We start from the raw sequence: 25,664 nt of genomic DNA on the forward strand, positions 1-25,664 counted from the left end.
TTAAAAATAAAAAGCAGTTTAGAAATAAAAAGGAGACGGAGAAAAAATGGGTAAAGTAATAGGCATCGACCTGGGGACCACCAATTCCTGCGTGGCGGTGATGGAGGGCGGAAACCCGGTGGTGATCCCCAACCAGGACGGGATGAGGACCACGCCATCGGTGGTGGGCTTTTTGAAGAGCGGCGAAGAAGTGGTGGGGATGGTGGCCAAGCGCCAGGCCATCACCAATCCCGAAAACACCGTCTATTCCATCAAGCGCTTCATGGGGCGCCGCTATAACGAAGTGGATTCGGAGCTGAAATTAGTGCCCTACCAGGTCTCGGAAGGGCCGCACGGCGACGCCCGGGTCAAGGTCGGCGACAAGGTCTATTCGCCGCCGGAGATCTCGGCCAAGATCCTGCGCTATCTGAAGGAAGCGGCCGAGGCCTACCTGGGCGAAAAAGTGACCCAGGCGGTGATCACCGTTCCGGCCTACTTCAACGACGCCCAGCGCCAGGCCACCAAAGACGCCGGCCAGATAGCGGGCCTTGAAGTGCTGCGCATCATCAACGAACCCACTGCGGCCAGCCTGGCCTACGGCATGGACAAGGGGCAAGCCCACAAGATAGCGGTCTACGACCTGGGCGGCGGCACCTTCGACGTCTCCATCCTGGAACTGGGCGAGGGAGTGTTCGAGGTCCGTTCCACCAACGGCGACACCCATCTGGGCGGCGATGACTTTGACCAGAAGATCATCGACTACCTGGTGGAAGAATTCAAAAAACAGCAGGGAATAGATCTGAAAGGCGACAGAATGGCCCTGCAGCGCCTGAAGGAAGCGGCCGAGAAGGCCAAGTGCGAGCTGTCCACCACCATGCAGACCAACATCAACCTGCCGTTCATCACCGCCGACGCCTCCGGGGCCAAGCACCTGGACCTGACCCTAAGCCGGGCCAGGCTGGAGCAATTAGTGGACGACCTGATCCAGCGGACCATCGGGCCCTGCCGCCGGGCCTTGGACGACGCCGGTCTCAAGGTCACCGACATCAACGAGGTGGTCTTGGTGGGCGGCATGACCCGGATGCCCAAGGTCCAGGACGTGGTCAAACAGGTGTTCGGCAAGGAGCCCCACCGCGGGGTCAACCCCGACGAAGTGGTAGCGCTGGGGGCCGGCATCCAGGGCGGGGTGTTAGTGGGCGACGTCAAGGACGTGCTGCTTTTGGACATCACCCCGCTTTCCCTGGGGATCGAAACCCTGGGCGGAGTGATGACCCGGCTGATCGAGCGCAACACCACCATCCCCACCCGCAAGAGCCAGGTGTTCTCCACCGCCACCGACAACCAGCCGGCGGTGTCCATCCATGTGCTGCAGGGCGAACGGGAGATGGCGACGGACAACCGCACCTTGGGCCGCTTTGATCTGGTCGGCATCCCCCCGGCTCCCAGAGGCGTTCCCCAGGTGGAGGTCTCGTTTGACATCGACGCTAACGGCATCCTCCACGTTTCGGCCAAGGACCTGGGAACCGGTAAGGCCCAGAGCATCAAGATCACCTCTTCTTCCGGATTGAGCAAGGAGGAGATCGACAAGATGACCAAGGACGCTTTGGCCCACTCGGCCGAGGACCAGAAGAAGCGGGAAGAAATCGAAACCCGCAACAAGGCCGACGGACTGATCTACAACACCGAGCGGATGATGCGGGAGTACGGGGCCCAGATCTCGGCCGACGATCGCAAGCGGATAGAGGACGGCATCGCCCGGCTGCGCAATACCCTGGGCCGCGAGGATATCGAGGCCATCAAGAGCGCCACCGAGGAGTTGAACGTGGCTTCCTACAAGATAGGCGAGGCGGTCTACGCCAAGGCCAAGGACCAGGGCGGCCAGCCGGGTGCCGGCCCCGAGCCCGGGGCGGCCCCCGGTCCCGAGCCTGGGCAGGCCAAGCCCGAAGGCCCGGAGGACGCCGATTACAAAGTAGTGGACGACGAGAAGAAATAATTTCCTTTAAGCGGCAAAAGGGGAGAACAGCCTTGCTTAACAAGGCTTCTCCCCTATTTGCGTATTTATGAGGGTGTTGGAAACGGCTTTTAACTCATCCCTTGCTCCCTTCTCTTTGGTTTGACAAGACTTCGGCGTGAGCTCAGTCGAACGCTCACCACAAGCAAAGAGAAGGGACGGGGTTGAGTTCAGCTATAAACCAAATATAACTGTTGAGAGGTATCAAGATGAAAACCCGAAGCGGTATCTTTATCTTGGCGCTGATCCTGGCCATATCCGGCTGTTCCAAGGACGAGCCTACCGCCACCGGCGGCAGTGTTCTGCCAAGCAGTTATCTGATGCCGGACTCCGTTGGACAAAGCTGGCACTACAACGGATATGAAACGATATTAGGGTATGATACTTTAGGAAATAAAACCGACAGCAGTACATATATTTTCTCTTTGGATATCAATATTATAAGCCGGGATACTATTAACGGGTATCAGACTTTTACCACAGAACTTGCTTGTCATGGTGATACTAGTTTCTGGGGGTCCGAAAAGGACACCGGGCGAGTGCGGTATGCCCAAAACGATACTTTATTGGCAGAAGTGGCTTATGTTCCAGGCACGCCAGGGGGACCAAAACAAAAGGGGTTAAGACTGATACGCTTTGGCGGGAAAATTTATAATGATATTGGAGAACTGCGGAATGCCGTATTGTTTGGGTCTGGTTCCGGAGGAAAATATGACACTACACTTATTCCTTATGACCCGCCCCGGATCCTGCTGGATTATCCGCTTTCCCGGGGCAAGGAATGGGTCCATTATAATACGGCATGGTTAAGCCATCGAAAAGTTGAAAAGACAGAACGAACCATAGTTAACGGGCATTATTACTACTGCTGGAAAATAAAATCGTTATTGGATGTTGATGGCGATAGCAACTGGGATACGGATATAATCTGGTACGATTGGTATAACAATTCAGGCATGGTAAAAAGGCATTTGGAAATGCAGGGAGTATGGATTGGACCAGCAGGTGAGTTGTTGGGAACCTTTGTTTATGTGGAACATTACGAACTGGCAAACCCATAAATAAAACATAGATATTGCACATGACCCCCACCAAAAACGACTACTACGACATCCTGGGCATTCCCAAGAAGGCCACGGAAGACCAGATAAAGCAGGCCTACCGCGCTCTGGCCAAGAAGCACCATCCCGACATGAACCGGGACAACCCCAAGGCGGCCGAGGAAAAGTTCAAGGAGCTGTCCGAGGCCTATGAGGTGCTGATGGACAAGCAGAAGCGGGCCAACTACGATCAGTACGGCCACGCCGGGGTGGATCCATCGTTTGGTCAGGGCGGCTTCGACTTTGGCCGCGACTTCACCCATGCCGACGACCTGCAGGACATCTTCGGCTCCATGTTCGGCGGCGGGGGCGGGGGCAATTCCATCTTCGATATGTTCTTCGGCGGCCAGGGCCAGGGCGCGCGCCGGAGGGGCCGGAGCGAACGCCGGGGCGGCGACCTGCAGATCCGCCTGCCTCTCACTTTGGAAGAGATCGCCTCCGGGGTGGAGAAGACCCTGCAGCTAAAGCGCTATGAATCCTGCTCCGACTGCGGCGGCTCGGGGGTAAAGTCCGGCGTGGACGTCAAGAACTGCCCCACTTGCAAGGGGGCCGGCGAAGTGCGGCAGGTCTCGCGCTCGATATTCGGCCAGTTCATCAACGTGGGAACCTGCCCCCAGTGCGGGGGCGAGGGCAAGATCATCTCCAACCCCTGCAAGGGCTGCGGGGGCGAGGGCCGGGCGAAGAAGGACGCCACCATCAAGGTCAAGATCCCGGGCGGGGCCGCCGCCGGGAATTACCTGCCTTTGCGGGGCCAGGGCAACATCGGCTTAAGGGGCGGCCCGGCCGGCGACATTCTGGTCTACATCGAGGAAAAGGCGCACCCGCTGTTCACCCGGCACGGCGATGATTTGATCGTGGGCATTTCAGTCTCCTACGCCCAGGCGGTTTTGGGCTGCAAGATAGAGGTGCCGATGCTGTCCGGCAAGGCCGAGCTCTCCGTCCCGGCCGGCACGCCCTCGGGCAAAGTGTTCCGGATGCGGGGCAAGGGTCTGCCCCGCCTGAACTCCAGCGGCAGCGGCGACCAGCTGATCAAGGTGGAGGTCTGGATGCCCCAGAAACTTTCGGGCGAGGAGAAGAAGATCCTGAAACAACTGGAGGAACTGCAGAAGAACAAGGTGCCGGGGGCCTGCAAGATAGACCTGGATGCTGGTTGATTACTATAATGAAGTTAAGAAGGTCTGAGGGTGAGAAGTTGAGATCACCCAGGTTAGCAGTCGGATCTTCATAATTTCTCAACTTCCCAACTTCGGCAAGTTATCGTGGCAGAATACTTTTACGCTCCGCCGGAAAACGTCTCCGAGCGGCAGATCATCATCACCGGTGAGGAGGCCCGGCACATCGCCAAAGCGCTGCGGCATAAGAAGGGCGACCTGCTGACCATCGTGGACGGCCAGGGCGGAGAATACCTGTGCTCCATCGCCGCCGCCGCCGAGCACACGGTGACCGCCAACATCGTTAACAAATTGCGCAAGTCGCACGAGCCGATTGCTAAAGTCACCCTGGCCCAGGCGGTTCCCAAGGGCCAGCGGATGGACTTTGCGGTGGAGAAGGGGACCGAGCTGGGCCTGTACGCCATTGTTCCGCTGATCACCAAAAACTCGGTGGCCAGACCAGGCGAGGGCGACAAGCAGCTGCCTCCGTTGTCTGATGAGGAAGGCCCCGGCCACAAGACCGCCCGCTGGCAGAGGATCGCCGCGGCGGCCATGAAACAATCGTTGCGCTCGGTGCTGCCCCGGATAAGCCAGCCCGAGGATTTCAAAGATCTGATGCAGCGCCACAAGGAATACGACCTGATCCTTCTGGCTGACGAGGGACAGCAGAAGATCTCGGTGGCCTCGGTGTTCAAGGGTCTCGCCAAGCAGCCCCGGACCGTCTTATGCCTGGCCGGCCCGGAAGGCGGGTTCACCCCGGAGGAACGGGGACTGGCCCAAAAATATAACGCCCATATTGTCACACTGGGCCCAAGACGCCTGCGGGCCGAAACCGCCGGGATCGTGCTCAGCACCTTGGTCCTGGCGCAACTGGGAGAATTGGGAGGATGAAACAGATGAGAGTAATTAAGACTATTTTAGTCCTATTAACAGCCGCCGCTCCGGCCCTGGCGCAAATGCCTTTGGAGACCAAACCTGCCCCTGACTTTTTAAAGCCGAGAGCCGGCAGCGCCAAGTTTGACTCGGTTCACCAGTACGATGTGCTTAAGTACCGGCTGGCGGTGGACCTGCCCATGACCAACGATTCGCTCTACGGCCACCAGAATATTCTGGCGGTCAAGAAATCATCAAGCGACAGCCTGACCTTAGACTGCGTCCGCTTGGAGGTGGACTCGGTCAAACTGAATGGCAGTCACACCGGCTTCTTGCCCAGCGCCGATACCTTATATTTGATGGCGGACTACGCGTCGGTGGCGGTGGGGGATAGTTTTGATCTGGAGGTGTTTTACCGGGGCGGTAACTTCAGCAAAAACGGCGGTAGAAAATGGGGGTATTACTGGTATCCCAAAGGTTACGATGCCAATACCCTTCACGCATCCGGCTATACCATGAGCGAGCCGCAGGATGCTAGAGCATGGATGCCTTGCTTTGACGAGCCTTGGGACAAGGCCGATTCCGGCTGCAGCATCTCCATAACCATTCCGGACTCCTTGGCCGCCGCCTCCAACGGCCTGCTGCAGGATACCCTGCGCAGCGGGGACCGGCTGACCTGGCGCTGGCGGGAGGATTCGGCCATCACCACTTATCTGATGTGCTTTACCGCTTCGCGTTTTTCCATCTGGTCCGATACCGTCTATACGGTTTCGGGAAAAACCATTCCCCTGAACTATTTTGTCTGGCCCGAGGATTCAGCTTTGTCGCAGACGGTCTTTGCCACGGTGCCCCAGATGACCAGGCTTTATGATTCGCTTTTCCACCCTTATCCTTTTGGCAAATACGGCATGGCCGCGGTCTATCCCTTTGCCTACGGCGGCATGGAGCACCAGGCCATGACCACTATCCACCGCAGTTGGATAACAAACAATTCGCAACGTGGAATCGTGCACGAGCTGGCCCACATGTGGTTCGGGGATCTGATCACCTGCGGCACCTGGGCCGACATCTGGCTGAACGAGGGTTTTGCCAGCTATCTGGAGGCTGTTTACGATGAATGGCTCAACAGCCGCCTTCCGGGCATATACATGAATCAGTATTTTTGGAGAGCGCTGACCGGAAACGCCAACATCTATCCCATCTACAACCCGCCGCCCAATCTGCTGTTTGACTATTCCATGGTCTACACCAAGGGGGCCTGGGTGCTGCAGGGCTTGCGCTGGGTGATGGGCGATACCGTCTTCTTCCCCATGATGCGGGCCTATGCCGATAGTTTTGCCAACGGCAACGTCGTTACCGCCGACTTCCAGAGGATAGCGGAACAGCATTACGGTTCTACCTTGGATTGGTATTTTGCCCAATGGGTCTACCGGGCCGGGCACCCCAAGTATTACCTGGTGGGCTATCATAAGACCCATCCCGACAGCAACGGGGCGAAACTTCTGATAAAACAGACATCCGCCACCGGTGAATTATACAAGATGCCGGTTGCCATAGTGGACAGTTCTTCTGCCGGCGCATTAGATACATTCAGAGTTTGGATTCAAAATACCGATACAGTAATTATTGGGGATTATTTAAATAGTATTGAATGGTTTAAATTTGACCCCGACAGTTGGATATTGAAGGAACTTTACGACAGCCTGCCGGTATTATCTAATCTTAGCACCGGTACCAAAAAATACGGCAACAGCCTAATAGACGTTTATTGGCGTAAGTTCCGGATGGACTCCGCCTGCGCCGGGTATAACGTCTACCGGGCGGATAATGCTGCCGGGCCTTTTGCCAGGATTAATTTCGATATCATTGCCGACACCATGTTCAGCGATACCACCACCTACAGCGGCAGCGAGTATTATTACGCCGTAACCGCGGTAAGCTCTTTAGATACCTGTTACGAAACGCGCCATTCCAATGTCCTTTCCATAGTGGCCGGGGGAGTGGGGAGCGAGCCTGATAACAGGGAGCTGATAACGGATCTCGGGTTGAACCAAAACGTACCCAATCCCTTTAAACAATCAACAATGATCAACTATCAATTAACAAAACCGGGGTTGGCAACCCTGAAGGTGTATAATATACAGGGGCAAGCGGTGAAAACCCTTGTCAACTCTATTCAATCGGCGGGCCGGCACCAGGCGCAGTGGGACGGCCGGGATGCCGCCGGCAACCGGGCATCCAGCGGGATATATTTCGTAAAATTAGAAGCTGAGGGCAAGACCATCACCCGGTCGCTACAGTATATAAAATAAGCATTGGGATTTATTCACCGCAAAGACGCGCCCAAAGCTATTATATGATGGCCCCTTTCACTGGCCCACTCCTGCGGCTCGCCTGCTCCCGCCGACGGCGGGATGCGCCGGACAGGCATGAATGCGGGGCAGGCTTTGTGGCAGGTAATTCCAGGTTAACTTAAATAGGAGTTCAAATGAACTGGATAGACATCATCATCCTGGTTCTGCTGGGGCTGGCGGTGGGCATGGGCTTCAAGAAGGGCCTGGTGCAGGAAATTGTGGGCATCGTCGGCTTGATAGTCTCGTTCTTCCTGGCCTTAAAACTTCATCCGGCCGCGGCCGGGGGGCTGGTCAAGCTGTTCCCCAAAGTGCCACTGCACCTGGCGCCCACCATCGGGTTCGTGGTGATGTTCCTGGCGGCCTTCGGGGCCATCACTCTGGCCGGATGGTTGCTGTCCAAGCTGATTAAGGCCACGCCGCTGGACCTGGCCGACAAACTGGGCGGGATGGTGGTGGGCCTGCTCAAAGGCGCGGTGGTGATCTCCATCCTTTTATTGCTGCTGACATTTCTGCCCCTGCCCAAGGAGGTCAACCAGAAATTAGATCGCTCCGGGATGATCCGCTCCATGCGCAAGGTGGCGCCGTGGGTGTACAAGAAGACCAAGGGGCTTTGGCCCAAAGCCCAGGAACTTTACAAGGAGTTTGAGAAGACGCCGGAGCCCAAGAAAGTGGAAGAGTTGAAGACGATCTAGGACAATGGGGATAAATGGGAATATGATGGATAACCGCAACAACAACTAAAGAAAGATATTAAAAACCGGAATCATGGATAAGAGGCAACGAGATGAATTTAAAAAGAGGATCAAGTCGTCCATCATTGGCCTGATGACTTTCATTGACGCTTTGCCTGCGTCTCAAACCACCAAGATCATCAGCGGTCAGTTACTTCGAAGCGGGACCAGCATGGGCGCCAACTACTTTGAGGCGATCGCCGCAAGCTCCAAGAAAGACTTTATTAATTTTTAATACCCCACCCGCTTGCGGCGGGATAATTCATTAATTATTTTCACTATTCCCTTAAGTCTGGCAATGAAACCTGCTTTTGGCTGGATATTCTGATCGACTCGGGAAAATGCGATAAAAACACGGGACAAAATCTTTTAAAGGAAGCCAGGGAACTGGCTAATATATTGGCCGCCAGCGTCATCACCATGAAAACAAAGGGTTGATCTTTAATTTTTGGTATTTTATTTTTTGATGAACGCCCATAGTTTACAGATATTAGAATTCAGCTTCGTCCGCAACGCCCTTTCCCAGCGGGCCTCCACGCCCTATGGCCGGGAGGAAGCCCTGGCATTGATGCCGCTGGCCGATCCCGATGCCGTCGCCCGGATGCAAGACGAGACGGCCGAGGCCAGGAAGTTTTTGGAGGCCGGCTTCGGCCTTGATTTCTACGACCTGCACGACATCCGTCCCCAGCTGGAGGCGCTGAAGGCCGAGGGCGCGGTGATGGATGCCCTGGTTCTGCTGCACCTGGCCCGGCATTTGGCGGCGGCCCGGCAGGTCCGCTCCTCACTTGGCCTGCGCAATGAAGAGTATCCGCTGCTTTCGGAACAGGCTCTGGGTCTTTGTGCCTTCAAGGAATTAGAGGAGCGGATAGTCAAGGCCATCGAGCCGGACGGCAGAGTGGCCGACAAGGCCAGCCCCGAGCTCTATCACATCCGGCGGGAGCAGGAGACGGTGCGCCAGCGCATCCACTCCAAGCTGGAGGACATCATGGGCCGGGAGGCGGCCGACATCCAGGAGACGCTGATTACCATCCGCGAGGGGCGCTATGTGATCCCGGTCAAGGCCGATTCCAAGAACAAGCTGAAAGGCATCGTTCACGACAGCTCGGCCTCCGGGGCCACGGTCTACATGGAACCGCTGGCCACCATCGAGATGAACAACCGGATGCGCCAGCTGTTCTCAATGGAGAAACAGGAAGTGGAGAGGATCCTGCGGCAGTTCTCGACCGAGGTCTCCGAAAATATTGATGACATGGAAAATAATCTGCAGTTGCTGGCCCACTTTGACCTGGCATTCGCCCGGGCCCAATTAGCGCTGGCCTGGAAATGCGTCCGGGCCATTTCACCGGGCGAGCAGTACTTGAAGCTGATCGAGGCTCGGCACCCGGCTTTGGCCAAACCGGTTCCGCTGAACCTGGAGCTGGGAAACGGCCGGACCACCATGGTCGTCACCGGGCCCAACACCGGCGGCAAGACGGTGGTGCTGAAGACGGTGGGCCTGCTGGCACTGATGAACCAGTCCGGCCTGCAGATCCCGGCCCGGGACGGCAGCGCCCTGTCCCTGTTCGGCCAGGTATTCGCCGACATCGGCGACGAGCAGTCCATCTCCCAGTCGCTGTCAACCTTTTCTTCGCACATCTCGCAGATCAAAGGGGTGCTGGAGAATTCCACCGCCCTGTCGCTGGTCCTGCTGGACGAGATCGGGGCCGGCACCGAGCCGGCCGAGGGCGCGGCCCTGGCTATGACCATCCTTTTAGCGCTGACCCGGAAAGGCTGCCTGACCCTTTCCACCACCCATTACGGGGCGCTGAAGGCCTTTGTCCAGCAGAATTCCCAGATGCTGAACGCGGCCATGGAATTTGACCGGGAAAAACTCCAGCCTACCTACCGCCTGATAATGGGCGTGCCCGGGGCCAGCTACGGGATAGAGATCGCCTCGCGGCTGGGGCTTTCGCCCGAAGTAATCAGCGACGCCCGTTCCCGGATAGATTCCAAATCGGTCCAGCTGGAGGAGCTGATCACATTCCTGGAACAGGTCAAGCGCCGGGCCGAGCAGAAAGAACTTAAGGCCCTGGACGAAATGGACCAGGCCAAAAGCCTGAAGGAAGAATACCGGTCCCGGTTGGAAGGGATCCAGGAAGAACTGAATACCCTGAAGCAAAAGGCGGCCGAGGAATCCAGAAATATATTGACCCAGGCCCGCAGCGCGGCCGAGCAGGCGGTGGCTGTTATAAAGGGCGAGCAGGCCAGCAAACAGAGCATCATCAAGGCCAGGGAGATGCTGAAGGAGGCCGAAGCCCTGCTGCCGCCGGAGGAGCGGCCCCAGCCAGCGGCCAAGCACGATCCCGGACATGTCTTCCAGAAAGGGGAAAAGGTTTACCTGACCGATCTCAAAAAAGAGGGCTTGATAGTGGACCTGTTGGATTCCGGGAAGAAACTCAAGGTCCAGGTGGGCAATGTGCTGATGACCGTGCCCCGGCAAAAGGCCGCGGCCGGCGCTTCCCAAAAATTAGCAGAGCCAAAACCTATCTCCACCGTCAGCGCCGAGAACGTCTCCGGGTTTGCGCCGGAACTGTATCTGCTGGGAATGCGGGCCGATGAATCCATAGAGGCGGTGGAACGCTACATTGACGATGCGGTCTATTACGGGATCACCAAACTGCGAATAGTGCACGGCAAGGGCACCGGGGTACTGCGCAAGATAGTAAAAGAAGTGCTGACCAAAAATGCCCAGGTGAAATTTTTCCGTCTGGGAGAGTGGAACGAAGGCCAGGACGGGGTGACGGTAGTGGAGCTGAAATAGTTGATACAATTAGCAATGAACAATGAATCCAACTACGCCCAAGGCTACGTCGGACAAGCAATGAACAATGAACAATGAACAATGAACAATGAACAATGAACAATGAACAATGAACAATGAACAATGAACATTGAACATTGAACATTGAACAATGAACAATGAACAATGAACAATGAACAATGAACATTGAACGGTGAACAGTAAACAGCAAACAGTAAACAGCAAACAGTAAACAGTAAATGGTAAACAGTAAACGGATAAACTTCATGGATAAAGGCTTGCAGGTGATTCCCGGGGTGGGCAAAAGCATCGCGGAGGACCTGAACCGGCTGGGGATTAAGAAGGTCTCTTGCCTTAAGAACAAAGACCCGGAAAGGCTCTATGCCCGGTTCTGCGCTATGGAGGGGCGCCCGGTGGACCGCTGCCTTTTATACGTCTTCCGCTGTGCGGTTTACTACGCATCCCATGAAAAGCACGACCCAGAACTGCTGAAGTGGTGGAACTGGGCCGATTCAAACTTCAAAAAGCAAAAAGCAGAAATTAAAAAGCATAAAGGGAATCAACCGCCATGGCCATAATCATCAAAGAGGTCGTAACAAAAAAAGAACTGAAACAGTTCGTGGAGTTCCCCTTCTCGCTGTACAAAAACCATTCTTACTGGATCCCTCCACTGCTGATGGATGAGTATCACACCCTGCGCAAGGACAAGAATCCGGCCTTTGAGTACTGCCGGGCCAAGTTCTGGCTGGCCTTCAAGGACGGCAAATTGGTTGGGCGCATCGCCGGGATCATCAGCCAAAAGTATATTGAAAAATGGGGCAACAAGTACGCCCGTTTCGGCTGGGTCGACTTCGTCAATGATCGTGAGGTCGTAAAAGCCCTGTTCGAGACCGCAGAGCAGTGGGCCAAGGAGCAGGGAATGGAGGGTATTCACGGGCCGCTGGGTTTCACCGACATGGACCACGAGGGCATGCTGGTGGACGGCTTCAATGAGCTGGGCACGCTGGCCGCCATTTACAATCATCCCTATTATCCCAAGCATCTGGAATCGCTGGGCTACGCCAAGGACGTGGACTGGCTGGAGTTCGAGGTCCAGGTGCCCACGCAGATTCCAGAGAAGGCCGAGCGGGTGGAGCGGATCGTGATGCAGAAGCTGGGGCTCAAAGTGCTGGAGGCCAAAAAGGCCAAGGACCTGCTGCCCTATGCCCGCGAGATGTTTCAGGCCTTAAACAGCGCCTTTGCCGGCATCTACGCCTTTGTGCCGCTGAACGAAAAACAGATCAGCATGTACATCAAACAATATTTCTCCTTCATCCTGCCGGATTATACCAAGATCCTGTTGGACCCAAACAACAAAGTGGCCGGGTTCGTGATCGGCATGCCCTCGCTGTCGCGCGCCCTGCAGAAGTCCCGAGGCCGGCTGTTCCCCATCGGATTCATTCACATCCTAAAGGCCATCAGCCGGAAAAACAAACATATCGATCTCTATCTGGGCGCCATCCGACCCGACCTGCAGGGCAAGGGGGCCGACGCTCTTTTAATGACCGAGATGTGCCGCTCGGCCATCAGAAATAAGGTGATCTCGGCCGAGACCAACATCGAGCTGGAGGAGAACGTCAAGGTCCAGAGCCACTGGAAATATTTTGAGTCGCGCCAGCACAAGCGGCGGCGGTGTTATATTAAGAAGTGGTAGGTCATTATTTTTCTAAACGTTAACGAGATAAATAATACTTATGGCTAACCTCGTCACCTTATTGCGTCTGGTCCTGCTGTTCGTGCTGGTGGTCATGGCCTATCAGACCCGATACCTCTGGCTGCAGCTGGCCAATATGCCGCTGCTGGTTATAGTCATCGCGCTGGACGCGGTGGACGGGGTGGTGGCGCGGAAATTCAAGGAATCCGCGCTGTTCGGGGCCATCTTCGACATCATGGTGGACCGGGTGACCGAGAACGTGCTCTGGATAGTGCTGGCCGACCTGCGCTGCATTCCGGTCTGGGTAGCCTTAGTGTTCATCACCCGCAGCCTGATCGTGGATTCCATCCGCTCCCACGGCATCCAGCAGGGAAAGACCCCGTTCGGGCAGATCGTTTCCAGGTCAGGGCAGTTCCTGGTGGGCAGCCGTTTCATGCGGGGTCTTTACGGAACGCTGAAGGTCGTGACCTTCGGCTGGATATTCCTGTTGCAGCCCTGGCCGGCACTGATGCCCGGTTTCTGGTCACAAAATGCGGCGTATCTCAAGACAGCAACAGCGCTGCTTATCTACTTGACCGTGGCCGTCTGCATTCTGCGGAGCGTTCCGGTGATAGCGGAGTTTATAATAGAGCAGAAAGTATTTTCACATCTCAAGTTTTCTGCCAAAAGGCCTAAAGATGGCGCTAGCCTTCGTTGACGTCGACGGCACGATAATCAAGGGCACCAGCTGCGAAAAACTGTTCATCCCCTATCTGATCAGGAACAACAAGCTGGGCCTCCGGCAGTTTTTCCACTTTGCCTGGTTTGCCCTGCGTCATTTTTCAAAATACGGATTAAGGGTCTATAAAAGGGACAAGGCTTATTTGACTGGGCTGTCAATCGAGGAAACGGAGCAGCTGGCCAAGGCATTTATCGGCCGGATAATCCCAGAACGATTGAACCCGCTGATTATAGCGGAGCTGGAGCGCCATCGGACAGCCGGAGATGAACTAGTGTTGCTTTCGGGGACACCGGAATTCCTGGCCGAACCGCTGGGCAGAAAACTGGGCATCGAAAACATCATTGCCTGCAAAGTCCTGTCGCTCAATGGGTGCTATACCAGCGGGGACCCGGCGCAGCATCCCTACGGGCAAAGCAAGCTGCAGCTGGCCCGGGAATATTGCCTTAAGCGCGGGGCTTCCTTGGAAAAGTCCGCCGCCTATGCCGACAAGTCAAGCGACCTGCCGCTGCTGGAGCAGGTTGGAACAGCAGTGGCAGTAACACCAGTCCGGCGATTAAGAAAGGTTGCATTAACAAAAGACTGGAGGATCATAGGATGAAAAAGTATTTCCTGCTTGTGCTACTGAGCGCTTTTCTGGCGGTCCTGGCAGCGGCCCAGCCCAGCGAGCAATCCTTGATCGCTGCCTGGGAACAGTCCCTGAAGAACGACCCGGCTACGTTGGCCTTTGAGAAGACCGGGGAAAGATCCTACAAATACCAGACCAAGAAATTTCCCTTCTGCCGAATACCGTAAGTCATATACAAAAAAATACGGAGGCGCCGGGAAATCCCTCTGGCTGGCAATATTAGGAAACTTTTGGATGATATTTTTCGTAATCCTTGTCATATTCATCATCTTTTTATCGCGCAAGACCAGCCGGCAGATGAAGGAGGCTTTGGCCAGGCAGGATCGTGCTTTGGCGGAAACAGACCGGGCCTTAAAACTTTCCAAGCAGTCCCTGAAGTTAGGCGAGGACAGCAACCGGGTGCTGAAGGAAATACTGGAAACCCTGAAAAAACAAAAACAGAGCGAATGATCCCATGTCTTCCAAAGTAGCCGTAATCAAAACAAAACCGGAGACCATAATTCAGGACATTGCCCAGGTGATGAATCTGGCGGACTTCAGGCAGTCGCTTGATTGGCAGCTGGAGGGAGTGATCAAGGCCCTGCAGGAAGCGGGCTATAAGGACATTTCCTGCGTCCAGAACAAGACGGTGGTTACCGACGCCTTCAAGGGCGAGGATCTCAACCGTTACCTTCCCATCTTAAAAAAGCATGGCGTTCCGGTGCTGTACAACTTCAAGGATCGGGACATGAAATGGGTACCCTACCTTCCCAAGGCCCGGATGCTGGTCTTAGACAAAATATTTCCCGAAGGGATACTGGTCCCGGACTACTTCTTCGGCAAGAACATCGTCCACTTGCCCACCGTCAAATGCCACATCTACACCACCACCACCGGGGCAATGAAGAACGCCTTCGGGGGCCTCTTGAACACCAAGCGGCACTATGCCCATTCCTGGATACATGAAGTGCTGGTGGATCTTTTAGCCATCCAAAAAGAAATCCACTCCGGGCTGTTCGCGCTAATGGACGGCACCACCGCCGGCAACGGCCCCGGCCCCCGCACCATGTTCCCGGTGATTAAGGACTATCTTTTAGCCTCGGCCGATCAGGTGGCCATTGACGCCGTCTCGGCCCATATGATGGGCTTTGATCCCCTGTCCATTAAATACATCCGGCTGGCCCACGAGAACGATCTGGGCTGCGGGCGGTTCGAAGAGATAGAGCTTTTGGGCGCTGATGTCCGGAACGAGAACTGGAACTTCAAGGTCGGCAAGAACCTGGTCAAAAGGGTGGGCGGCGACCTGATCTGGTTCGGGCCATTGAAGAAGATGCAGAAATTCTTCTTTCACACTCCGCTGGTGCACCTGTTCATCCTGGCTTCCGAGATCTACCACGACTACCTGCGCTGGCCGCTAAAGGACAGGTTCACCTTTGAAAAATGGAAAAGGGAAACGGCCTGGGGCCGGCTGTTCCAAAAGTATTCTTGAAACAATGTTCTGATTTTCCGGGGAAAGACAGGAGTGCCTTCGCTAAAGCTATGGCCCCTAAGGGTAGGCAAGCATGTAGCGTAAGCGAACCCTTTTTCGGGCGAATTTTTCGGGCGAACCAATTTTTCGGGCGAATTATATTGAAAAACGCCTAAATTTATGATAAAATTAAAATTTACGGTCAAAAATAATATAACCATATTTTATTCAAGGAGAATCACTGCCATGAAAAAACTGATTGGACTGGCGCTGGGGCTGGGCCTGGTATTATCCGTGGTTTCCTGCGGCAACCGCAGCAAGGTGATCGCCAAGGTGGGCAGCCAGAAAATAACCCTGGGGCAATTTGACGACAACTACCGGGCCCCGGTCCCGCCGCCGGACTCGGCCGCCGCTTTGACAGCCAAGAGACGGCTTTTAGACCAGATGGTGGAGCAGAAGCTTATGGCTCTGGAAGCCCTGGCCCGCAAACTGGACAAGGAACCCAAACTGCAGAAGGAATACGAGGACCTGACCAAGAACATGCTGATGGGCCAGCTTTACCGCCAGGAGATCCTGGAGAAATCACAGCCCACCGACCGGGAGATCAAGGATTATTATAAGAGGATGGGCACGGAAGTTAAGGCCCGGCACATCCTGGTCAAGGCCGAGGCAGAAGCCAAAGCCATCTACCAGTCATTGAAAGACGGGGCCGACTTTGAGGAGACCGCCAGACAGAAATCCCAGGATCCTGGTTCCGCTCCCCGGGGCGGCGACCTGGGCTGGTTCGGTTGGGGCCGGATGGTTCAGGCCTTCCAAAAGGCGGTCTTTGATCTGAAGCCGGGACAGCTGGGCAAACCGGTCCAAACGCCTTTCGGTTTTCACATCATCCGGATGGATTCCACCCGGGCGGCCGAGATCAAGCCCTTTGACCAGATGAAGGACATGATCAAACAGCAGCTGACGGCCTCCAAGCCGCGGGAGATGGCCAACGAATACGTTGAAAAGATAAAATCCTCGGCCAGGGTCAAGATCAAAAAGGAAGTTTTGGATCTGCTGGCGGCCAAGCAGCCCCAGACCCAGGGCCCGGCTCTCCTGCCGCTTTTGGGAGACGAAGCGGAAAAGAAGAAGACCATCGTTACCTACAGCGGCGGTTCCTGGACGGTGGAGGTCTTTTACAACAAGCTTAACAAGATGTTCGGCGGTAATGCCGACCTCAGGAATCCCGCCGGGCTGGAACAGCAAGTGCAGGCCATGCTGGTGGAAGACCTGCTTTTGGCCCGGGCCAAATCCAAGAATCTGGAGAACAATTCCAAGGTCAAGCAGCAGATGAAAAAGGCCTGGGACGAGATGCTGGCCGCCGCGCTGTATCAGTCCGAGGTGGGACCCAAGGTCAGCGTCAATCCGGAATCGGTCAAGGTTTATTATACAAGGAACAAGAAGGAATTCTATCAGCCGGCCAAAGCCATGGTCCGCCAGATAGTGACCCGGACCAAGCCCGAAGCCGAAGCCGTTTATAAACTGCTTTCCCAGGGGGCCGATTTTGCGGCCACCGCCTCGGAAAAATCGGTTGACTGGACTAAGTCTTCGGGCGGAGCTTTGGGCGAAGTTACCCAGAACGATCCCCGGTTCCCGGAAGTTTCCAAAATGGCTTTTGCCGCCGGCCTGAACCAGGTTTCCCGGCCTTTCGCCGTCAAGGACGGCTTTGCGGTGATCAAGGTCAGCGCCCGCACCCCTGGCAAACAAATGAGCTTTGACGAAGTGAAAGCGCCCATAGAGCAGAACCTGGCCCAGGGCCAGGAACAGATGTTGTACCTGAGGCTGATCGAAGCTCTTAAGTCAAAATATCCGGTAAGTATAGATGAAAATATTTTAAAACTGGCCGGTCAGCAAAAGCCGGAGAAGGGAAAATAAAATGAAGAGACTAACCATGGCCGGACCGATCCTGATCCTGGCCTTAAGCCTGCTGGCCGGAGCCGGCTGCAAAAAAGGGCAGCCCCAGGGGCAGGTGGTGGCCCGGGTCAACAAAACGGTTTTAACAGACTCCGATGTCAAAGATTATCTGCCCAACGGCGCGGTCGGAATCTCCCCGGCCCAGAAAGAAGAGTTTTTGCGGCGCTGGGTGGACACCGAGCTGTTCTACCAGGAGGCCATCAAAAAGGGGCTGGACAAGGATCCCAAGGTGGCTAAACAGTTGCGCGATTTGAAACGGGAGATTTTGGCCAACCAGTTGCTGCAAAAAGAGGTGGTGGAAAAGCAGAGCCTAAGCGAGGCCGAGGTCAAGTCCTACTTTGAACTGCACCAGACCGAGTTCCAAAACAACATCCGCTACAGCCAGATAGTGGTCCAGTCCCAGGAGGAGGCCGCCGCCATCAAGTCGGCCCTGGACGGCGGGGCCGATTTCGCCAAGCTGGCCCGGGAAAGGTCCCTGGAAGCAAATTCCCGAGCCAACGGCGGGGACATGGCCGGCTACCTGCAGCGGGGCAGCGGGGAACTGCCCCTGGATTTCGAGGAGAAATTATTTGGCCTGGCCAAGGGGCAGATCTCTGAGCCCATCAAGCTGTTCAACGGATATTTCATCATCAAGGCTACCGACAAGAAGCCGGTCTGGCCGCCGGTGAAATACGAGGACGTCCGGGAGGGGCTGTCCAACGGGTTGACCATGAGCAAGCAAAAACTGGCGTTTGACGCGTTGACTGAAAAACTTAAGAAGACCGCCCAGGTGGAAACCCATCCTGACCTGATCAAGTAGTATTTTAGTGTTTCGTGTTTGCCTGTCTGACGTTGGCCGAGTTGGCCGGTGGTTGAGTGCCCCGCCTGGCTTTGATACGGCCGTTGGCCACTCAGCCGACGGCGGGGCGTACTTGTGCTGAACGAAGCTGAAGCATCAAAACCACCGGATGTGCCAGCGTTGACTATATTGAAGCATCGCGGCCAGGCAAACAGGGCGCGAAAACGTGGTAAGTGTAATTCCCCGGAGATCCAGTTTTGACGCAATTAAACGCAGATAGATAAAGGAATAATTCAGAATGAAAAAGATTTACCTGGCCGGAGGCCTGCTGCTGCTGGCCTTGACCAGCTCCCTGTACGCCCAGCCGGCCGGCGACGGGGTGGTGACGGTGGTGGACGAGCAGCCGATCCTGCAAAGCGAGCTGGACAAGCAGGTCACGCTTTTAAAGCTGCAGCTCAACCAGAACAGCGTGCCCGAGGACTCCCTGAAAAAACTGGCTATGGAGAGACTGATCGAAGTGAGGCTGCTGATGCTTCAGGCCAAGAAGGAATCGCTGGACGTCACCGGCGCCGAAGTGGAGGAGGCTTTGAACAAGAGCATCGGCGAGATGAAATCCCAGTTTCCCAGCGAAGAAGCGTTCAATGCCCAGCTTAAGGCCGAGGCCACCAATGTCGAAAAGCTGAAAGCCAAGCACCGGCCCGACGCCAAGAACCAGCTTTTGATGCAGAAGCTGATCGACAAGAACATCCGGGCCCGGGTTACGCCGCCCACCGAGAAAGAAGTGACGGACTTTTACGCCAGCCACAAGGACTCCATTCCGCCGGAACCGGAGAAGGCCGAGGTGGCCTGGATCGTGATCGTTCCCAAGCCGGGGGCCGCGGCCAAGACGGCGGCCATCGCCCGCTATAACGAAGTTATGGCCAAGCTAAATGCCAAGAAGAATTTTGCCGCTTTGGCCAAGAAATATTCCCAGGATCAGGGCTCGGCCGTCAACGGCGGCGACCTGGGCTGGTTCGGCCGCAACCAGATGGTGCCCGAGTTTGAGAAGGCCGCCTTCGGCGCCAAGATCGGCCAGATCACCGAGACCGACACCCGCTACGGCCGGCACATCATCAAAGTGCTGGAGAAAAAGGGCGACCAGGTGCATGCCGCCCATATCCTGATCTCTCCCATTCCCACCGAGGCCGACCTGGTTAAAGCTCGCAAGCTGGCTGCCGGGCTTTACCGCCGTGTGACCGCCGAAAAGGAGGATTTCGGCCGGGTGGCCAAGACCTACTCCGACGACCCCATGTCCAAGGAGAACAACGGACTGCTGGGCCTGGTGCCGGTGGAGGCCTTCCCCGACGCCATCAAAGCCGAGCTGGCCTCCATGCAGGAAGGCGATATCAGCGAGGCAGTGGAAAGCGAGAACGGGCTTACCATTCTCAAGCTTATCAAGCGGGTAACGGCCAGGGAGCCCACCTACGAGAACGTGAAGAAAGATTTGACGGAGTATTTGAAAAACAAGAAGATGCAGGAGGCCCTGGAGGTCTATTTGAAGGACCTGAAGACCAAGTATGTGATCGAGAGGAAGTAGATCTTTTTGCCACAAAGTCACCGAGGCAGAGAATATAAACTGGTGACTAAACGGTTTAAAGCAAAAGAACCTCCACGTTGTGTGTGGAAGTTCTTTTGTGTTGCAACAAAACGCTATTGACAAATATCATAATCATGATATGATAATGATATTGTAAAACAAAGGATAAAGCCCATGCCGATGATAAAACCTATTTCCGATCTCAGAAACAAGGCTAATCAGATATCAAAGATAGCCCACAGCACCGGGCAGCCGATCTTCATTACCAAGAACGGGGAAGGCGATATGGTGGTGATGTCTTTGGCCCATTACGGGGACATTCAACGCAAGCTGGAGCTGTACGGAAAGCTGGCCGTGGCCCAGGCCCAAAAAGCCGGGGGAGACAAGGGCCGGGAGCTTTCTGTTGTAATGAAGGACCTGCGCCGGAAGCTGAATGAAAAGGCGTAGTTACTAATCAGAGCGGATAATAGTAGACTTTTTTCCACCGAAACACGCTAAATACGCTAATTATATTGGATTTAAAAGAAACCGGAATGTCTACTAATATACGCTCCCACTACTGTCCCAACGTTGAGAAAAGCTAAAGCTGTAATTAGATGTTCATCAATGAGATATAACGCAAAAACAGTTTTTTCGATTTGAATTATAGGTTATACTTTGACCACTCTATCCAGGTTCAACTACCAACAAGGAGTGGTCAATGAATACCGGGAAAACTATTTTTGCACAGTTGCTGGATTTTCTGCCGTTCTATGAATTCAACAAGTGCGTCAAACGATACCGAGGCAATTACAAAGTAAAACAATTTACCTGTCTCAGTCAGTTTATCACGATGGCGTTTGCCCAATTGACGTATCGGGAAAGTCTCCGTGATATTGAATCCTGTCTGTAGGCCCTGAGGTCAAAGTTGTACCATATCGGCATCAGGGGAGCGGTATGCCGGAATACCTTGGCGAACGCCAATGAACAACGGGATTGGCGTATCTATGCAGACTTCGCTCAAGTCTTGATCCAGACGGCCCGGCCATTATACGCCAACGATGAGTTTGGCGTGGATTTGCAGGAGTTGGTTTACGCTTTTGATTCGACCACGATAGATTTATGCGCCTCGTTATTTCCCTGGGCTCATTTCAAGAAAACCAAGTCGGCGGTCAAGCTGCATACGCTGCTGGACCTGCATGGTAACATCCCAGTGTTTATCAGCATTACCAAAGGAAACGTCCATGATGTAACGGTGCTTGATGTGTTGCCAGTTGAGCCTGGCGCTTACTATATGATAGACCGGGGATATTTAGATTTTTCCCGACTCTACAAGATACACCGTTCCCAAGCTTTCTTTGTAATCCCGGCTAAAAGCAATACCAGACTCAGGCGACTGTATTCACTCCCTGTCGATAAAAAGTCCGGTATACTGAGCGACCAAGTGGCGGTCTGCGCAAATTATCAGGCATCACAAGACTACCCAGAGAAGTTGCGAAGGATTCGATATTATGATGAAGAACAAAACAAGAGGTTTGTCTTCCTTACCAATAATATGACGCTTCCGGCAACATCAATTGCCAAGCTATACAAATGCCGCTGGCAAGTAGAATTATTCTTCAAATGGATAAAACAACATTTACGCATCAAAGGGTTTTACGGCACTTCCGATAATGCCGTAAGGTCGCAGATCTGGATTGCCGTATCAATCTACGTGCTGGTAGCCATAGTAAAAAAACGATTAAACCTTCGGGCAAGTCTCTACAGCATTTTACAGGTTTTGAGCGTATCCCTTTTTGAAAAAGAGCCCATTTTACGGATGTTTTCAGAGATCGACCCCCAATCTCAAGACCCCCTGTTTCATAACCAATTGGTACTCTTTGACTAATATTGGGACAGCAGTGATACGCTCCCATTAGTATAAGGTCCGCCTGCTGCGGACGGCCGAGCAAGACTTTACCGAGGCGGTGATGTATGTAATGGCCGAAAGCCCGGCCGCGGCTCAGGTTCTGGCTGAAAGAATGGAGAAACAACTATCCTTGCTGTCCGGCCAGCCGTTAATGGGCCAAACGCCCGGTGACGCTAATCTGGCAGGGATGGGATACCGGTTTATCGTGGTCAAGAATTATTTAGTATTTTATACGGTGGAAGAGAATGATGTGCTTGTGCACCGGATAATACACGGAGCCAGGGATTATTTAAATGTATTGCAGTAATATTTGCAGCTTGTAACAGAGCCGCCCCGCGCTTGTCCGCCATAGCCCCGCCAAGGCGGGGCGAAGGAGGAATGCGGGGCGGCTCTGTTTATTACAGAAAACAAGGGATTTGTCAATAGATTTTACCCCCTGGGAAAAAACAATTTATTTTCAAGCATGGCATCGAGGTCAACGGGAATTATCAGTAATCTTTTATCAAGATTCGGAACTTTCTCAAGGGCCAGTTGCCAAGGGGTCTTGTTTTCCTTGTAGGTGTTGGGTCTTTCCAGATTAAAGAAAAGCAGATAAGAGAGGCTCTTGTTCATAAAATCCTGCCGAAGGGCTGGTGTGAAAGGCCCGGGCCGCTGGCTTTACTCCGTGAGCAACGGCGTAGTTTACCATCTGATAACGAAGTTGTCGTTTGTCTTTACAGTTTCTCATCTGCTGGTTATAGGCGCTGGGACACATACTCGCTCCCTTCTTGATTGCAGGGGAGTTATAACCGAAAAGGCACTCGTTTGTCTATGGTAATCTGTGTCGTTAGTCACTACCCGTTTGGCAGGTGTCAGGACATCGTTGACAGTCTTTAGTGCTTTCTGTAAACGTTTGAATACTTGCCGGCTCTTGCATAGTAGCTTCGTCAACCTTGGCCGCCCTTTCGGGGGTAATGATCTATTATACCATTCCCAACATTTTTTCGCAAAACCCCGACATAATTATTATGCTACCACATTTTTTCGCAAAACCCTTGACTTTTTATGCTCTTTGTGAAATAATTCATTTTTTGTGCCCCAAATATACCTGAACGGTCATAATTTTATTTTTGATCGCGGTATCAAGGGGCCGTTCGTTCATTACCAAATAAATACCCAATTTATTTTGCCACAAAAAGCACAAGAAACACAAAATGGATGGGCCTCATCACTATTTTTTACGTAAGCATATTAAAGGTGATTTTGTGAATTATGTGCTTTGTGTGGTTAATTCCGTGAAAATCAGTCAGCAATCATTTCAATAATTTAGGCAATAAAAATATGCCGGAAAAGACGGTTTATTCTTTGGCCAGGGCCCAGGCGTCGGATCTCATCGCCAGTCTGCTGAAATCCCAGAACGAGGTGTGGGCTCCGGCGAAGGGAGAGAGCGGCGACACCTTTTTGTCGCGGATAGAATCGGCCAAGCAGATGGCCCCCGAATATGTCAACGGATTTTTGGGGGCCAAGCGCTATGTGTTCCCGCAGCTGGAGGAGCTGTTCCGTTTCAAGAAGGGCAAGAACGGAACCACCCTGCAGACCGGATCGGAACAGCCCCGGGCGGTGATCTGGGGGATCCGGCCCTGCGACATGTCGGCGGTCCATTATTTTGATAGCTTCTTCGGGACGGACGCTAAATCCGGTCCCGATTGGAAATCGGGAGATCCCTTGCCGGATCCATTGTATAAAAAGCGCCGGGAGCGAGCGGTGTTCATCACCCTGGCCTGCAACCAGGCCGGCCCAAAATGCTTCTGCATCTGCACCGACTCCGGGCCGTTCCTCTCCCAGGGCTATGATATCCAGCTGACCGATCTGGGTACATATTATCTGGCAGAAGTGGGAAGCCCCAAGGGCGAAGAATTCGTGAAGGAATTCAAGACCTTGTTCGGCACCGGAGACGAGAACGACATGAAGCTCCGGCGGAAGCTGGAGGTCGAGGCCGAGAAGACCTTCCAGCAGCCGGTCAGTTTTTTCGCCAAGGCCATGCGCAAAATGGACGCCGGCAAGGTGGACCAGAAATTCTGGGAGAAGGTCGGCGGGTACTGCATCGGCTGCGGGGGCTGTATCTACGTCTGCCCCATGTGCAGCTGTTTTGACGTGGACGACAGGATGGAATCCGATACCGAAGGCCTGCGCTACCGCAGCTGGGATACCTGCGACTTTGCCGGGTTCACCCGCGAGGTCTCCGGCCATAACCCCCGGGTCTCCAAAGCCGACCGCCGGAAGCGGTGGTTCTACCATAAGCTGTCCATGGATTATCTGGAGAAGAACCCGGTGATCGGCTGCGTGGGCTGCGGCCGCTGCGTGATCACTTGCCCCGGGGAGGTGGACATGGCCACGGTGGTGCGCTGGATGCGGAAGGCGGATTCCGAAAGCCCTAATTCCTAAAACACGAAATCCTAAACAATGTCCGAAAGCCAAAATACAAAAACAGAAAAACCCAGGCAGTATGATCTTGAGGACGGACATTAAAATTTGCCAAGGCGGTTATTGCTTTTGCAAGGAAACTGCCAAAGGATGTTATCAATAACGAATTAATCAAACAATTAGTGCGTTCCAGCGGTTCTATCGGAGCCAATTACATAGAGGCCAATGAGGCCTTGAGCCGCAAAGATTTTCTGATGCATGTCAAGATATCCCGCAAGGAGGCCAAAGAGTCCAGATACTGGCTTAGAGCTTATCCTCAAATAACAATTTGGGCATAAACGGCTGCAAAACCGCCATACTACGTTACGCTCATTCACCGTATCGCTGTGGATACGCTTCACTCGCGTTCCTCGTCTGGCATGGTTTGACAGGCTCACCACATGCCTTTTCGCTCGTTTATGCTGACCCAAAGCTTATTTAAGGATAAACTCTTAATCTGATTGAAACAGATGACGAAAAGATGGAAAAAGAAAGACTGGTTCTTTGTGATGAGGCCGGGCAGTTGATGAAGATCTTCGGCTCGATAGTTGAAAAAACTCAATGATAGTTATTGGAAGTTTGTATTTTAAGATTGTTTAGAATCTAGAATTTAGAAATTAAAGTAGAAGAGCTATGAACCCTAACATTTATGTACCTTATATAGCCGAGATCACCGACATCAAACAGGAGACCGGCGATACCCGGACCTACGATGTCAGAATAAAGAACCAGGACGAGGCCAGGCTGTTTCTTTCCCGGCCCGGACAGTTCGTGGAGGCCTCGGTGTTCGGGGCCGGCGAGGCCCCCTTCGGCCTAACCACTTCACCCAAAGATCCCGGGGTAATGACCTTTACCGTGCGGGCCTGCGGCAGGGTGACCAACGCCCTGGCCCGGCTTTCGACCGGGGACGAGATCGGCGTCAAAGGGCCCTTGGGGAACAGCTTTCTTGACAAGATCGACTCCAGGGGCAAGGATGTTTTAGTGATCGGCGGCGGCATCGGGCTCCCGCCGCTGCGCTCCATGATAGACCACATATTCAATAACCGCTCCGACTACCGGGATTTCACCATCCTCTACGGCGCCAGAACCCCGGCCGACCGGGTCTATAAATATCAGTTAAGCGAATGGGAAAAGAAAACCGACCTGAAACTGATCCAGACGGTGGACGTGGCCGACCAGGATTGGACCGGGAACGTGGGGGTGGTCACCACTTTGTTCCCCAAGCTTAAATTAGACATCCCCAACACCGTGGTCTACACCTGCGGGCCGCCCATCATGATCAAGTTCGTGATCGTCGAACTGCTTAAATTAGGTCTGCCGGAGAAACAGATAGTGTCCACCCTGGAGCGCTACATGAAATGCGGAGTAGGCAAGTGCGGGCACTGTTGCATCGGGAACAAGTATGTCTGCACCGAGGGGCCGGTGTTCGACTACACCGAGATCAAGGGGCTGGCCGAAGAGGCGTTCTAAACAGAGAACAATGAACAATGAGCAATGAACATTGGCCAAATTGCGAGGCGCCATTGTATGCTCATAAGGGGCCGA

Annotated in this window: 24 protein-coding genes and 2 pseudogenes; 25 read left to right on the forward strand and 1 reads right to left on the reverse strand. The window is 54.0% G+C overall.

Translation table 11 applies throughout. The annotated features are described in order from the left end of the window. The first annotated feature begins 46 nt into the window (after window positions 1–46). From dnaK to HY768_00840, 22 genes and pseudogenes are all read left to right on the forward strand, one after another. The gene (dnaK, locus tag HY768_00735; protein ID MBI4725748.1) at window positions 47–1,972 is read left to right on the forward strand and encodes a molecular chaperone DnaK; all 1,926 of its coding nucleotides are present in this window, start codon (window positions 47–49) and stop codon (window positions 1,970–1,972) included. Window positions 1,973–2,199: 227 nt separating this feature from the next. Further along, entirely contained in the window at window positions 2,200–3,051 is an 852-nt protein-coding gene (locus tag HY768_00740) for a hypothetical protein (GenBank protein MBI4725749.1), read from the forward strand. Between the two features lie 20 nt (window positions 3,052–3,071). Next, window positions 3,072–4,244: a molecular chaperone DnaJ gene (dnaJ, locus tag HY768_00745; protein MBI4725750.1), complete on the forward strand. Its 1,173-nt coding sequence runs from the start codon at window positions 3,072–3,074 to the stop codon at window positions 4,242–4,244. Window positions 4,245–4,349: 105 nt separating this feature from the next. Further along, the gene (locus HY768_00750) at window positions 4,350–5,132 is read left to right on the forward strand and encodes a 16S rRNA (uracil(1498)-N(3))-methyltransferase (protein MBI4725751.1); all 783 of its coding nucleotides are present in this window, start codon (window positions 4,350–4,352) and stop codon (window positions 5,130–5,132) included. A gap of 5 nt (window positions 5,133–5,137) precedes the next feature. Further along, a complete protein-coding gene (locus tag HY768_00755; protein ID MBI4725752.1) occupies window positions 5,138–7,426 on the forward strand; it encodes a T9SS type A sorting domain-containing protein in 2,289 nt (762 codons plus the stop codon). Window positions 7,427–7,602: 176 nt separating this feature from the next. Beyond that, window positions 7,603–8,160 (forward strand): CvpA family protein, encoded by a 558-nt coding sequence (locus HY768_00760; protein ID MBI4725753.1) that lies wholly within the window; start codon window positions 7,603–7,605, stop codon window positions 8,158–8,160. A gap of 73 nt (window positions 8,161–8,233) precedes the next feature. Further along, window positions 8,234–8,434: a four helix bundle protein gene (locus tag HY768_00765; GenBank protein ID MBI4725754.1), complete on the forward strand. Its 201-nt coding sequence runs from the start codon at window positions 8,234–8,236 to the stop codon at window positions 8,432–8,434. Between the two features lie 29 nt (window positions 8,435–8,463). Then, complete coding sequence (locus HY768_00770) at window positions 8,464–8,637, forward strand: four helix bundle protein (protein ID MBI4725755.1); 174 nt, start codon at window positions 8,464–8,466, stop codon at window positions 8,635–8,637. A gap of 28 nt (window positions 8,638–8,665) precedes the next feature. Further along, complete coding sequence (locus HY768_00775; protein MBI4725756.1) at window positions 8,666–10,999, forward strand: endonuclease MutS2; 2,334 nt, start codon at window positions 8,666–8,668, stop codon at window positions 10,997–10,999. A 266-nt stretch (window positions 11,000–11,265) separates the two neighbouring features. Then, on the forward strand, window positions 11,266–11,577 hold the full coding sequence (locus HY768_00780) for a pathogenicity locus (protein ID MBI4725757.1): 312 nt from the start codon (window positions 11,266–11,268) through the stop codon (window positions 11,575–11,577). Beyond that, the gene (locus tag HY768_00785; protein ID MBI4725758.1) at window positions 11,568–12,692 is read left to right on the forward strand and encodes a hypothetical protein; all 1,125 of its coding nucleotides are present in this window, start codon (window positions 11,568–11,570) and stop codon (window positions 12,690–12,692) included. The genes HY768_00780 and HY768_00785 overlap by 10 nt, the downstream gene beginning before the upstream one ends. 40 nt (window positions 12,693–12,732) lie before the next feature. Further along, on the forward strand, window positions 12,733–13,389 hold the full coding sequence (locus HY768_00790) for a CDP-alcohol phosphatidyltransferase family protein (protein ID MBI4725759.1): 657 nt from the start codon (window positions 12,733–12,735) through the stop codon (window positions 13,387–13,389). Next, the gene (locus tag HY768_00795) at window positions 13,370–14,011 is read left to right on the forward strand and encodes an HAD-IB family hydrolase (protein MBI4725760.1); all 642 of its coding nucleotides are present in this window, start codon (window positions 13,370–13,372) and stop codon (window positions 14,009–14,011) included. Before HY768_00790 ends, HY768_00795 begins: the two co-directional genes overlap by 20 nt. After that, entirely contained in the window at window positions 14,008–14,205 is a 198-nt protein-coding gene (locus HY768_00800) for a hypothetical protein (protein MBI4725761.1), read from the forward strand. The genes HY768_00795 and HY768_00800 overlap by 4 nt, the downstream gene beginning before the upstream one ends. A gap of 67 nt (window positions 14,206–14,272) precedes the next feature. Next, the gene (locus HY768_00805; GenBank protein ID MBI4725762.1) at window positions 14,273–14,488 is read left to right on the forward strand and encodes a hypothetical protein; all 216 of its coding nucleotides are present in this window, start codon (window positions 14,273–14,275) and stop codon (window positions 14,486–14,488) included. Between the two features lie 4 nt (window positions 14,489–14,492). Beyond that, complete coding sequence (locus tag HY768_00810; GenBank protein ID MBI4725763.1) at window positions 14,493–15,506, forward strand: DUF362 domain-containing protein; 1,014 nt, start codon at window positions 14,493–14,495, stop codon at window positions 15,504–15,506. 225 nt (window positions 15,507–15,731) lie between these two features. Further along, window positions 15,732–17,396 (forward strand): peptidyl-prolyl cis-trans isomerase, encoded by a 1,665-nt coding sequence (locus HY768_00815; protein MBI4725764.1) that lies wholly within the window; start codon window positions 15,732–15,734, stop codon window positions 17,394–17,396. Between the two features lies 1 nt (window position 17,397). Next, complete coding sequence (locus HY768_00820) at window positions 17,398–18,234, forward strand: peptidyl-prolyl cis-trans isomerase (protein ID MBI4725765.1); 837 nt, start codon at window positions 17,398–17,400, stop codon at window positions 18,232–18,234. A gap of 277 nt (window positions 18,235–18,511) precedes the next feature. Beyond that, a complete protein-coding gene (locus tag HY768_00825; GenBank protein ID MBI4725766.1) occupies window positions 18,512–19,789 on the forward strand; it encodes a peptidylprolyl isomerase in 1,278 nt (425 codons plus the stop codon). Window positions 19,790–19,963: 174 nt separating this feature from the next. Beyond that, window positions 19,964–20,236, forward strand: a complete 273-nt coding sequence (locus HY768_00830) for a type II toxin-antitoxin system prevent-host-death family antitoxin (protein ID MBI4725767.1) — start codon at window positions 19,964–19,966, stop codon at window positions 20,234–20,236. 253 nt (window positions 20,237–20,489) lie between these two features. After that, window positions 20,490–21,656, forward strand: a pseudogene (locus tag HY768_00835) (IS4 family transposase). A gap of 82 nt (window positions 21,657–21,738) precedes the next feature. Continuing rightward, a complete protein-coding gene (locus tag HY768_00840) occupies window positions 21,739–21,984 on the forward strand; it encodes a type II toxin-antitoxin system RelE/ParE family toxin (GenBank protein ID MBI4725768.1) in 246 nt (81 codons plus the stop codon). 122 nt (window positions 21,985–22,106) lie between these two features. Here HY768_00840 and HY768_00845 read toward each other — a convergent pair whose 3' ends face one another. Then, window positions 22,107–22,289: a hypothetical protein gene (locus HY768_00845; GenBank protein ID MBI4725769.1), complete on the reverse strand. Its 183-nt coding sequence runs from the start codon at window positions 22,287–22,289 to the stop codon at window positions 22,107–22,109. Window positions 22,290–22,997: 708 nt separating this feature from the next. On the opposite strand from HY768_00845, the gene HY768_00850 reads away from it, so the two are divergent. The 3 genes and pseudogenes from HY768_00850 to HY768_00860 all read left to right on the forward strand — a co-directional run bounded on the left by HY768_00850 (window position 22,998) and on the right by HY768_00860 (window position 25,589). Beyond that, complete coding sequence (locus HY768_00850) at window positions 22,998–24,101, forward strand: 4Fe-4S dicluster domain-containing protein (protein MBI4725770.1); 1,104 nt, start codon at window positions 22,998–23,000, stop codon at window positions 24,099–24,101. 18 nt (window positions 24,102–24,119) lie between these two features. Further along, window positions 24,120–24,418 (forward strand): annotated as a pseudogene (locus tag HY768_00855) (four helix bundle protein). 334 nt (window positions 24,419–24,752) lie between these two features. Continuing rightward, window positions 24,753–25,589: an FAD/NAD(P)-binding protein gene (locus HY768_00860; protein MBI4725771.1), complete on the forward strand. Its 837-nt coding sequence runs from the start codon at window positions 24,753–24,755 to the stop codon at window positions 25,587–25,589. Window positions 25,590–25,664: the final 75 nt, after the last annotated feature.

The sequence above is a fragment of the candidate division TA06 bacterium genome (assembly GCA_016208585.1).
In the GTDB taxonomy this organism is placed as follows: Bacteria; Edwardsbacteria; AC1; order AC1; family EtOH8; genus UBA5202.

Coding starts and splice junctions, on each gene's coding strand:
- dnaK (MBI4725748.1), top strand. CDS start 47: ATGGGTAAAGTAATAGGCATCGACCTGGGGACCACCAATTCCTGCGTG.
- HY768_00740 (MBI4725749.1), top strand. CDS start 2,200: ATGAAAACCCGAAGCGGTATCTTTATCTTGGCGCTGATCCTGGCCATA.
- dnaJ (MBI4725750.1), top strand. CDS start 3,072: ATGACCCCCACCAAAAACGACTACTACGACATCCTGGGCATTCCCAAG.
- HY768_00755 (MBI4725752.1), top strand. CDS start 5,138: ATGAGAGTAATTAAGACTATTTTAGTCCTATTAACAGCCGCCGCTCCG.
- HY768_00760 (MBI4725753.1), top strand. CDS start 7,603: ATGAACTGGATAGACATCATCATCCTGGTTCTGCTGGGGCTGGCGGTG.
- HY768_00765 (MBI4725754.1), top strand. CDS start 8,234: ATGGATAAGAGGCAACGAGATGAATTTAAAAAGAGGATCAAGTCGTCC.
- HY768_00775 (MBI4725756.1), top strand. CDS start 8,666: ATGAACGCCCATAGTTTACAGATATTAGAATTCAGCTTCGTCCGCAAC.
- HY768_00780 (MBI4725757.1), top strand. CDS start 11,266: ATGGATAAAGGCTTGCAGGTGATTCCCGGGGTGGGCAAAAGCATCGCG.
- HY768_00785 (MBI4725758.1), top strand. CDS start 11,568: ATGGCCATAATCATCAAAGAGGTCGTAACAAAAAAAGAACTGAAACAG.
- HY768_00790 (MBI4725759.1), top strand. CDS start 12,733: ATGGCTAACCTCGTCACCTTATTGCGTCTGGTCCTGCTGTTCGTGCTG.
- HY768_00795 (MBI4725760.1), top strand. CDS start 13,370: ATGGCGCTAGCCTTCGTTGACGTCGACGGCACGATAATCAAGGGCACC.
- HY768_00800 (MBI4725761.1), top strand. CDS start 14,008: ATGAAAAAGTATTTCCTGCTTGTGCTACTGAGCGCTTTTCTGGCGGTC.
- HY768_00805 (MBI4725762.1), top strand. CDS start 14,273: ATGATATTTTTCGTAATCCTTGTCATATTCATCATCTTTTTATCGCGC.
- HY768_00810 (MBI4725763.1), top strand. CDS start 14,493: ATGTCTTCCAAAGTAGCCGTAATCAAAACAAAACCGGAGACCATAATT.
- HY768_00815 (MBI4725764.1), top strand. CDS start 15,732: ATGAAAAAACTGATTGGACTGGCGCTGGGGCTGGGCCTGGTATTATCC.
- HY768_00820 (MBI4725765.1), top strand. CDS start 17,398: ATGAAGAGACTAACCATGGCCGGACCGATCCTGATCCTGGCCTTAAGC.
- HY768_00825 (MBI4725766.1), top strand. CDS start 18,512: ATGAAAAAGATTTACCTGGCCGGAGGCCTGCTGCTGCTGGCCTTGACC.
- HY768_00830 (MBI4725767.1), top strand. CDS start 19,964: ATGCCGATGATAAAACCTATTTCCGATCTCAGAAACAAGGCTAATCAG.
- HY768_00840 (MBI4725768.1), top strand. CDS start 21,739: ATGTATGTAATGGCCGAAAGCCCGGCCGCGGCTCAGGTTCTGGCTGAA.
- HY768_00845 (MBI4725769.1), bottom strand. CDS start 22,289: ATGAACAAGAGCCTCTCTTATCTGCTTTTCTTTAATCTGGAAAGACCC.
- HY768_00850 (MBI4725770.1), top strand. CDS start 22,998: ATGCCGGAAAAGACGGTTTATTCTTTGGCCAGGGCCCAGGCGTCGGAT.
- HY768_00860 (MBI4725771.1), top strand. CDS start 24,753: ATGAACCCTAACATTTATGTACCTTATATAGCCGAGATCACCGACATC.